The organism is Zymomonas sp. (genome assembly GCF_020216885.1).
Taxonomy (GTDB): domain Bacteria; phylum Pseudomonadota; class Alphaproteobacteria; order Sphingomonadales; family Sphingomonadaceae; genus Zymomonas.
The window spans coordinates 1-10,000 of record NZ_JAIWON010000075.1 but is presented as its reverse complement, the minus strand read 5'-3'; the positions used below and the strand labels follow the sequence as shown (position 1 = coordinate 10,000).

Below are 10,000 nucleotides of genomic sequence, written 5' to 3'. Positions count from 1 at the left end.
GGCAGGTTATCCTTTCGTAACCTTTATGCCGACCATGCTTGTGGTTACTTTCCTTTTTGGGACAAGACCCGGTATTATCGCGGCTATTCTTAGCTTGATGGTTGCGCCTTATTTTATCGAAGAAGGGAGCCGATTTAACGGCGTATTGGTCTGGTTTCTTTGTCTGTTAGAAACAGTTACTGATATGGGATTGGTAATTGCACTACAGCAAGGTAATTACCGCCTCCAGAAAAAGCGCGCCTATAATCAGATGTTGGCTGAACGCAATGAATTGCTGTTTCATGAATTACAGCATCGCATTTCAAATAACTTGCAGGTTATTGCATCATTATTGCGGATGCAAAGTCGTAGCATCACCGATGAAAAAGCCAAGGAAGCTATTGATGCCTCTGTTCGTCGAATTCATATGATCGGTGAATTACAGCGGGCGCTTTATATTAAAAACGGGAATCAGCTTGGAGCAAAACTTATCCTTGATCGCTTGATCAAAGAGGTCATTGCTTCCAGTAATCTTCCCAATATCCGCTATAAAATAGAAGCCGAAGACCTGATCTTGCCATCGGATATGGCTATTCCTTTAGCACTTGTGTCCGCTGAATCCGTTTCAAACGCGTTAGAGCATGGCTTTAAAGGCGATCATAAAGATGCGTTTATTGAGATTAAGCTTCAAAAAATTGGCGGGCAAATCGAGCTTACCATTTCCAATAATGGCAAACCTCTTCCCCAAGGCTTTTCCCTTGAAAAGGTCGATAGCCTCGGTCTTAAAATTGCGGCTATGTTTGCCCGACAGTTCAAAGGAAAATTCACATTAAGTAATCAGCCTAACCGCTATGTAGTTTCTAGCCTTATTCTGCCTTGCGGTTAGGGGATAACCTCTATTATCGACTGACTTGACTTTTGGCTTTATTTTAGCCTTAATATAGACAAGGTAATGGAATCTACCTGATCCTTTCTTTGGATCGAACCGCCCTTTAGGCTGATGACTCCTGCTCAAACATATTTTTATGATTGAGGAGTCATGCCTGCTGATAATCGTTCTTGGCGGAACAGGGTTTGGCTCCTTGATTAAAGGATGCCAGATGTATCAGTTATTTTTAAAATACAAACCTTATCGGCTTATTTTGCTGTTTAAATGGCTTGCTATCATTTTCCCATTGGCAGCTATTATCGGCAGTTGTTGCGCCCTGTTTCTATGGTCGTTGGAATGGGCGACAAAAACGCGTTTTCTATATCCCGCGCTTCTTTTTGGATTACCGGCTGCTGGTTTTATCACTTCATGGCTTTACAGCCGTTACGGTAAATTAGCGGCGGGTGGTAATAATCTCATTTTGGAAGAGATCCATAAGCCAAATGCAGGTGTTCCATTACGCATGGCACCCCTTATTTTTATATCGACCGTTATAACGCATCTTTTTGGCGGCTCGGCAGGTCGAGAAGGCACGGCTGTCCAGTTAGGCGGTAGCATTGCCAGCGGCATAGGCAAAATCGCAGGGCTTGATAAAAAAGATATTCGCTTGCTCCTGATATCAGGTATTGCCGCTGGTTTTGGTGCTGTTTTTGGGACACCTGTCACGGGAGCGATCTTTGCCCTAGAAGTGCCGGTTATTGGCCGATTGGAATATCGCGCTCTCATTCCGGCTTTGACAGCGGCGATCTTGGGTGATTGGGTCTGTCGCCTTTGGGGTATGGACCATCTGCGTTATAGCATGGCTTCCTTTAGCCAGATGGGGCATTTCCAATTAAATATTATCCTCTTTTTCAAAGTTATTCTGGCATCTATCGCTTTTGGTGTTATCGCCCGCCTCTTTTCGGAAAGTCTCGCCAATAGCGCCCAATGGTTCAAAAAAGTTATTCCATCGACACCTCTTATCAGTTTTACAGGCGGTCTTATTGTGATTGCTCTGGTTTATATTACTGGAACGAGAGACTATCTTGGTATAGGGACGATTGCAGCCCAACCGAATGGATTACAGTTAGGTAGTTTTTTTGATCCCCAACAGCATCATTATTGGAGTTGGTTACTAAAATTTATCTTTACAGTGGTCACTCTTAGCACCGGTTTTAAAGGGGGTGAGGTAACACCTCTTTTCTTTATTGGAGCAGCCTTAGGTAGCACGATTGCCCATATTATTGGCGCGCCTGTCGATCTTTTTGCTGGAATTGGTTTTATCGCTGTCTTTGGTGCCGCCGCCAATACCCCCCTTGCCTGCATTATTATGGGCGTAGAGATGTTCGGAGCGGATAACATCGTTTATTTTGCCGCCGGATGTTGCACGGCTTATATCTTTAGCGGCTATTCAGGGATTTATTTATCCCAAACCATCGGCACAGAAAAACCAGATATTCGTTCAGATACAATTTTGGCACAAAGCCTCAAAATGTTGCAGAGGAATTGGTGGACGCCTGCCAGCAATCCTTTGGTCTTTGCTAAAATTGATCCAACAGCAAAAGAGCCGAATTCAGCAGAGGAAGCCAAAGAAGGAGCGAACACGGCAAGTGATCATGCAAAGTTTTTATAAAAATTTACGGACAGCTATTGCCTTTATGGCTGTCCGACCTTAGCTAGAGAGCGTCACTTCGGTGACTACGATGGTAGACTGTTAAGTGAAATAGACTCGACGGACCCGGAGGGCAGTACTCCGGCGCCTCCACCAACAGCCGCGGATAGCAATTCCACGGTTGTTGATGGGGGCGAAACAGGATCGACGTGTGTAGTAAAGACTTGATTGCCATCCGGCGTGATTGAGCCGTTAAACCGATCATTTTTATAAGTGCCAACGATAACGAGGTACTCGCTGTTGCTGCGTAATGGAAACCTTCACGGGTAGACATTACTAAGTAAGAGCGCGGTTGGGCTGCACCGGGCAACAGAAGCAGATTCCAGCGGTTCGGGAAGCACCGGGCAACAGAAGCTTCCCATGTCTACTATCAAAAGCCATCACGGCTTTTTCTATCTCATTTATTTGCCATGCTGATTTTGAGCAAAGGTTTCTTTTAGCTTTTCTGTCGTTCCCTGACGAATATCAATCTGTCAGCTTATCAATCAGAACTGAACTGGCTTTATTCAGACCAATAACCGTCAACTCTGCTTTATGATGGCTAAAGCGCTCTTGCAGCTTTTGAAAGGCTTCCACAGCGGTTATATCCCATAAATGGGCATGCGTAAGGTCAATCGTTACGGAGCGCCCATCAATATCCTTCATATCGAACGCATCAATAAACATATCGGCAGAGGCATAGAAAACCTGCCCCCTGACTTGGTAGATACGCTTATTCTCTTCATCAACAGCCTTTACCTTGATTAAAGACGCAATTTTAAAGGCAAAGAATAAGCTACTTAACAATACCCCGACAATGACACCGGCAGCCAGATTATGAGTCAGGACAGTAACCAGCACCGTTGCGATCATCACAATAATTGAAAGTTTCGGCTGCCGTTTAACATCCGAGAAGGATTGCCAGTTAAAGGTGCTGATCGAAACCATCACCATAACAGCGACCAAGGCAGCGACAGGGATTTCAGAGACCCAAGACCGAAGTCCTAGCATAAAAATCATCAAAAATAGGCCAGCGGCAAAAGTAGACAGTCGCCCCCTGCCCCCATATCGGACATTCCCAACCGTTTGTCCGATCATACCACAGCCTGCAATGCCCCCGAAAAGGCTGGCTGCGATATTGGCAATGCCTAATCCCCATGATTCTCTATCTTTATCGCTACGGCTATCAGTCAGATCATCAACCACAAAAGCGGTCATGATCGATTCCAGTAGCCCGACCATCGCTATCGCCAAGGCTGGTAACAGAATGATTTCTACGGTCTGCCAATTAAGAGGCACGTTCGGTAATGACCAATGCGGTAAAGTAAGAGGTAATCGTCCCAATTCGGCAACAGTTTTCACCTGTAAATGGAAGAAATGCGAAATCAGTGTCAGAATGACAATCGCAATCAAGGGAGATGGAATGCTGCGGATAACACGGGGGGCAGCGTAAATAATCACCAGCCCTAGCCCGATTAGAATCAGCCCTTGGATATTCGCACCTAATATTTGGGGAAGTTGGGCTGAAAAAATCAGAATAGCCAAAGCATTGACAAATCCTGTCCGCACTGGACGAGCCACAAAACGCATCAAAATAGATAACCGCAGCAGACCAAAAATAATTTGGAACACCCCAGCGAGAATACCAGCAGCTAACAAATATTGTAATCCATGACTATGAACCAACGCCGCTGCAACCAAGGCGACCGAACCGGCAGCAGCCGAAATCATGGCAGGCCTGCCGCCCGAAAAAGCAATAACAATACCAATGACAAAAGAGGCATATAATCCGACTTGCGGATCAATGCCTGCAACTGAACTAAAAGCAATGACTTCTGGAATAAGCGCAAAGGTCGCTACCATACCCGCCAATAATTCTCGTGTAACGTAAACGGGCAGGTTTGCTTGCGGACTCTTTACGCTGGTCATCGGATATCCTTACAAATGCTAAGCCTTGCCAAAGAATTGAGATTGCCATTTTTATCATAGCTCAAAATTCTACCGAAAGATTTTAGCGCTATTTATCCGGCGTCATCGAGAAAAAATCTTCGATGGGAAATATCAATTCAGTTTTTTGGGCAAAATCAAGGCTTTTGGATTTAGCAAAGCTGAGCCCGATCGTCAAAATATCAGGAATATTGCCAATAATATGACCAACGCCTCACTTCTAAATGATGAAGTGGAGGATAATTTCTTTATACTAAGACTTCTAAAGATCAGCTTTAAGAGCGATGGATTATCCCCTATGGGAAAGGATATTTTCTAAAGTAGATTTACCCGATTTTATTTTTCTCCTTTATCACGGATCACCGATGTCAAATATTCTTACAGAGATCTGCGCCACAAAGGCAGCATTCGTTGCGGAACGGAAAAAACAGATTGGGAATACTGCCCTTTTTGATTTGATAAAGGCACAGACTCAACCCCGTGGTTTTCGATCTGCCCTAGAAAAAAAGAGAGCGCGAGGACAATTTGGGCTTATCGCAGAAATCAAAAAAGCCAGCCCCTCAAAAGGGTTGATCCGCTCCGATTTCACACCGGCAACCCACGCCCGTGACTATGAAGAAGGTGGTGCAGCCTGTTTATCCGTTTTGACAGATCGCCCCTATTTCCAAGGCCATGAAGATTATTTAATGGCTGCCAGAAAAGCGGTAACACTACCTGTCCTTCGTAAAGATTTTATGATTGACCCGTGGCAGGTAACCGAAGCCAGAGCCATCGGTGCCGATGCGATCTTGATTATTGTTGCGGCCTTGGATGATCAACAGATGCAGGATATTGAAGCCGCCGCTTTGGAATATGGCATGGATGCTTTGATAGAAGTCCATAGTCATGATGAGATGGAGCGAGCATTAAAATTGAGATCCCGCCTTATTGGCGTCAATAATCGCGATTTACGAGACTTTTCGGTCAGTTTTGACCGCACCTATGAATTAGTGGGATCAGCTCCCAAAGATTGCACCTTTGTTGCGGAAAGCGGTATTCGCAACCATGATGATCTGGTGGCTATGCAGCGTCATGACATCGGCTGTTTTTTAGTGGGTGAAACTTTAATGCGGCAAGATGATCTGAAAAAAGCTACAAAGGACTTATTGGGATTATCCTAAAAACTTTTGGCGATAGAATAATCGGCCTTTCAAAAAGGCATTTTTGCAGCCATTTGTTTTCAATTAAGATTCCGGCTACCTAAATCAGGCAGCCGGAATTATACAATTTATAGATGGGCAACCATCTCTTCTGTAAATTGGCTGGTTGGCAGCGCTGCGCCTTCTGGCATGAAGCGCGCCAAATCAACCGTAGCGCGTCTCTTCTGGAACAGTTTTTCCATAGCCTGACTAATCAGCTTGCCGACTTCGAACCATCCAAGATAGTCAAACATCATGGCACCTGACAGTAACAGCGAAGACGGGTTCGCTTTATCTTCCCCAGCGATATCCGGTGCCGTGCCATGGGTCGCTTCAAAGATCGCATGTCCGGTGGCATAGTTGATATTAGCACCCGGTGCGATACCAATGCCGCCGACCATAGCCGCCAACTGATCGGAGATATAATCGCCGTTCAAATTCATGGTTGCAATAACCGAATAATCTTCAGGTTTCAGCAGAGTATTCTGCAAGAAGGCATCGGTAATCACATCTTTAACAATAATTTTTCCAGCAGCCTTGGCCGCCTGCAAAGCCTTGTCAGCTGCTTCGGCACCTTGTGCCTTTTTTAGCTGATCATATTGGTTCATCGTAAAGAGTTTATCGCCAAATTCACGTTCAGCTAGGGCATAGCCCCATTGTTTGAAGCCGCCTTCTGTGAATTTCATGATATTGCCTTTATGCACCAAAGTAATGGACGGTGCTTTCTGGGCAATAGCATATTCGATCGCTGCGCGAACAAGGCGTTCGGAGCCGTCAATAGAAACAGGTTTGATGCCAAAAGAAGATGTTTCAGGGAAACGAACCTTGGTAACGCCCATTTCTTCATGCAGGAATTTATACAGCTTTTTGGCATCATCTGTGCCTTCCAGCCATTCAATACCCGCATAAATGTCTTCGGTATTTTCCCGAAAAATAGTCATATTGACTTTTTCAGGATGTTTGACCGGTGTTTCGACACCTTTAAACCAGCGAACAGGACGCAAACAGACAAAGAGATCCAATTCCTGTCGCAAAGCCACATTTAAAGAACGAATACCGCCGCCGATAGGCGTTGTCAGAGGCCCTTTAATACCGACAAGATAGTCTTTGAAGGCTGTCATCGTTTCATCAGGCATCCATGAGCCTGTTTGATCAAAAGCCTTTCCGCCAGCTAAAACCTGTTTCCATTCAACGTGGCGTTTATCGCCATAAGCCTTTTCAATGGCTTTATCGAAAATCGTCTGAGCAGATTGCCAAATTTCGGGCCCGACACCATCGCCTTCAATAAAGGGAATAACGGGATAATCGGGAACCTGTAATTTACCTTCGGTAAACGTTATTTTTTCACTCATCACTATTCCTCATAGCAGACCTATCTGCCTCAAAAGAGGCGATAGCCTCGCTTTCTTCACCCCAATTATGAGGCTTTATATTCAGACTTTAATTTATTCAGCGCACTACCGGCGCGGAACCATTCAATCTGTGTCTGATTATAGGTATGGCTCACCTCAAAAGACTCTGTTGAGCCGTCTTTATGGGTCAACTGAACCATTAAATTCTTACCCGGTGCAAAAGAGGTTAAACCTAAAATGCTGATTTTGTCTTCTTCTTGGACTTTGTCATAATCGACTTTGTTGACAAAAGTTAGCGCCAGCATGCCTTGCTTTTTCAAGTTGGTTTCATGAATGCGGGCAAAAGATTTAACGATAATCGCCTTTACATTAAGAAAACGAGGTTCCATCGCCGCATGTTCGCGCGATGAACCTTCACCATAATTTTCTTCGGCAACAACAATCGATCCCAAACCTTCGGCTTTATATTTTCTAGCCAAAGCAGGGACAGCCATATAGTCGCCCGTTTCAGGATCAATCACAGAATTGGTTTTATGGTTAAAGGCGTTTACTGCACCAATTAGCATATTATTGGCAATGTTATCCAAATGGCCACGGTAACGCAGCCAGACACCTGCCATAGAAATATGATCGGTCGTGCATTTGCCCGTCACCTTAATCAGCAAAGGCTGATTGATAATATCCTTGCCATTCCAAGGCGCAAAAGGTGCCAGTAATTGCAGACGTTCGGAATCCGGCGCGACAGTTATCTTAATCTCGCTGCCATCTTTGACAGGCGCAATATAACCTGCTGATTTAAGGGTGAAGCCCTTCTTCGGTAATTCATCGCCAATCGGCTCTGCTAGTTTTACCTGCTCACCCTTTTCGTTGGTTAGGGTATCTTTAAGCGGGTTAAAGTTTAAGCTCCCCGCGATTGAAAAGGCTGCCACCATTTCTGGCGAGCAAACAAAGGCATATGTATTGGGATTGCCATCATTTCTTTTCGCAAAATTGCGGTTAAAAGAAGTGACAATAGAATTTTTTGGCGCTTTATCAGCCCCTTCACGCCGCCATTGACCGATACAAGGGCCACAAGCATTAGCCATAATCACGGCACCAGCCTGTTCAAAGTCGCCAATCAGACCATCGCGCTCGGCGGTTTCTTTGACCTGTTCGGAACCCGGATTAATAATAAGCTGGGATTTAACCTTAAGATCCAAAGAATTTGCATTTTCAATAATCGAGGCAGCTCGACTTAAATCTTCATAAGAAGAATTGGTGCAAGAGCCGATAAGACCTGCTTCCATCTTTTCAGGATAGCCATGCTCGGCAACCGCTTTGGCGAATTCTGATACAGGATATGCGAGATCAGGCGTGAAAGGACCATTGACGTAAGGCTCAAGGCTGCTGAGATCAATTTCAATCACACGATCGTAATAAGAGGCAGGATCAGCCAAAACCGCGTCATCGGCTCTAAAACAGTCTTCCAGAGACTGCGCAAGATCAGCGATTTCACTACGATCAGTCATTTTCAGATAATCAACAGATTTCTGATCGAATGGGAAAATTGAAGTCGTAGCCCCGACTTCTGCCCCCATATTGCAGATTGTTGCCTTTCCTGTCGCGGAAAGAGCGGCAGCTCCATCGCCAAAATATTCAATAATTGAATTGGTACCGCCTTTGACGGTTAAAATACCAGCGAGTTTTAGGATAACATCCTTAGCAGAAGCCCATCCTGACAATTTACCCGTCAATTTTACCCCGATAATCTGGGGCATTTTCAGTTCCCATGGCAAACCAGCCATCACATCAACGGCATCCGCGCCGCCAACGCCAATAGCAATCATCGAAAGACCGCCCGCATTGGGAGTATGGGAGTCGGTTCCAATCATCATCCCACCGGGGAATGCATAATTTTCTAACACGACCTGATGAATGATGCCTGCACCCGGTTTCCAAAAACCGATACCGTATTTATTCGAAACGTCTTTTAGAAAGCTGTAGACTTCCTGATTGCTCTTTTCTGCTGCGATCAGATCATCATGGGCATTTTTATAGGCTAAAATCAGATGGTCACAATGAACCGTAGAGGGGACAGCCACCTCATCCCGTCCAGAATTTAAAAGCTGCAATAAAGCCATCTGAGCGGTAGCGTCTTGCATCGCGACCCGATCAGGAGCGAAGTTAACGTAATCAACGCCTCGTCGATAAGGTTTTAGTGCTTCACCTTCAGCTAAATGGGCATAGAGTATTTTCTCTGTCAGCGTTAACGGCTTACCTAATGCGATTTGTATTTTATGGATTTTATCACGATAGCCCTGATAAACACGCTGGATCAAATCAACATCAAAAACCATTTTACGCTTTCACTTCTATAAGTTCACTCTCTTTGCAAAAATTCTCATATCATTCAATTGTTAGGATTTATATTTATTTTTTTATCTAATAGCACATTGTAATAGATATATTTTAAAAGACATAAATTGTAATAATATTATTTTTTATCAAAAAAGATGCTTTGTAAAATTATAGAAATTTTAGGCTGGGATAAAAATTTAATTACAAAACCTTAATTTAGAAATACTGACCGATAAATTAAAACGAGACTAAGGATATATCATCCAGCAATCTGAAAATTTATGGTTATCTTATAGAAAGATACAAGGGCGCGTTTCAGCAGAGCTGATATACAAGTTAGGAAAGCGCCATTTAGAAAAATAACAAAAGTAATTAGGACAAAATACACTATCGGAATTTTAGTATCTTGATTTTGCTAAACTAAAAAAGCCGATGAGAAAATGAGGATTATCATAGCCAAGTAAAGCTAGTCCTTTATTTTTTAAAATAAAGGAAAAATCGAAAGTCAGAAAACCAGTTTTGAAAAACTGGCGGAGCGGGTGGGATTCGAACCCACGAGAGGCGGTTAGCCCCTACACACTTTCCAGGCGTGCGCCTTCGACCACTCGGCCACCACTCCGCATTTGTGTTGCGGGGTGCAGCTCTAATC

6 protein-coding genes, 1 tRNA gene, 1 other RNA gene and 1 riboswitch are annotated in these 10,000 nt (G+C 44.2%); of the genes, 4 read left to right on the top strand and 4 right to left on the bottom strand.

Annotated elements, in window-relative coordinates; genetic code table 11:
• The 3 genes from LDL18_RS04105 to ssrA form a co-directional block, all read left to right on the top strand.
• A partial coding sequence (locus LDL18_RS04105) for a sensor histidine kinase (RefSeq protein WP_296507111.1) occupies positions 1 to 865 on the top strand: 865 nt, incomplete at its 5' end.
• 53 nt (positions 866 to 918) lie between these two features.
• Positions 919 to 996, top strand: a riboswitch (Fluoride riboswitch).
• Between the two features lie 83 nt (positions 997 to 1,079).
• Positions 1,080 to 2,519: a voltage-gated chloride channel family protein gene (locus tag LDL18_RS04100; protein ID WP_296507110.1), complete on the top strand. Its 1,440-nt coding sequence runs from the start codon at positions 1,080 to 1,082 to the stop codon at positions 2,517 to 2,519.
• Between the two features lie 13 nt (positions 2,520 to 2,532).
• Positions 2,533 to 2,883, top strand: a transfer-messenger RNA (tmRNA) gene (gene ssrA / locus LDL18_RS04095).
• 140 nt (positions 2,884 to 3,023) lie between these two features.
• Here the strand turns inward: ssrA and LDL18_RS04090 are convergent.
• Complete coding sequence (locus LDL18_RS04090) at positions 3,024 to 4,466, bottom strand: SulP family inorganic anion transporter (RefSeq protein WP_296507109.1); 1,443 nt, start codon at positions 4,464 to 4,466, stop codon at positions 3,024 to 3,026.
• 383 nt (positions 4,467 to 4,849) lie between these two features.
• Between LDL18_RS04090 and trpC the strand changes: the two genes are divergently transcribed.
• Entirely contained in the window at positions 4,850 to 5,644 is a 795-nt protein-coding gene (gene trpC / locus LDL18_RS04085) for an indole-3-glycerol phosphate synthase TrpC (RefSeq protein ID WP_296507108.1), read from the top strand.
• Positions 5,645 to 5,751: 107 nt separating this feature from the next.
• Here the strand turns inward: trpC and icd are convergent, their stop codons facing one another.
• From icd to LDL18_RS04070, 3 genes are all read right to left on the bottom strand, one after another.
• Positions 5,752 to 7,014: an NADP-dependent isocitrate dehydrogenase gene (gene icd, locus LDL18_RS04080; protein ID WP_296507107.1), complete on the bottom strand. Its 1,263-nt coding sequence runs from the start codon at positions 7,012 to 7,014 to the stop codon at positions 5,752 to 5,754.
• A gap of 65 nt (positions 7,015 to 7,079) precedes the next feature.
• On the bottom strand, positions 7,080 to 9,350 hold the full coding sequence (locus tag LDL18_RS04075; RefSeq protein WP_296507106.1) for an aconitate hydratase: 2,271 nt from the start codon (positions 9,348 to 9,350) through the stop codon (positions 7,080 to 7,082).
• A 529-nt stretch (positions 9,351 to 9,879) separates the two neighbouring features.
• Positions 9,880 to 9,970: transfer RNA gene (locus tag LDL18_RS04070), tRNA-Ser, on the bottom strand.
• Positions 9,971 to 10,000: the final 30 nt, after the last annotated feature.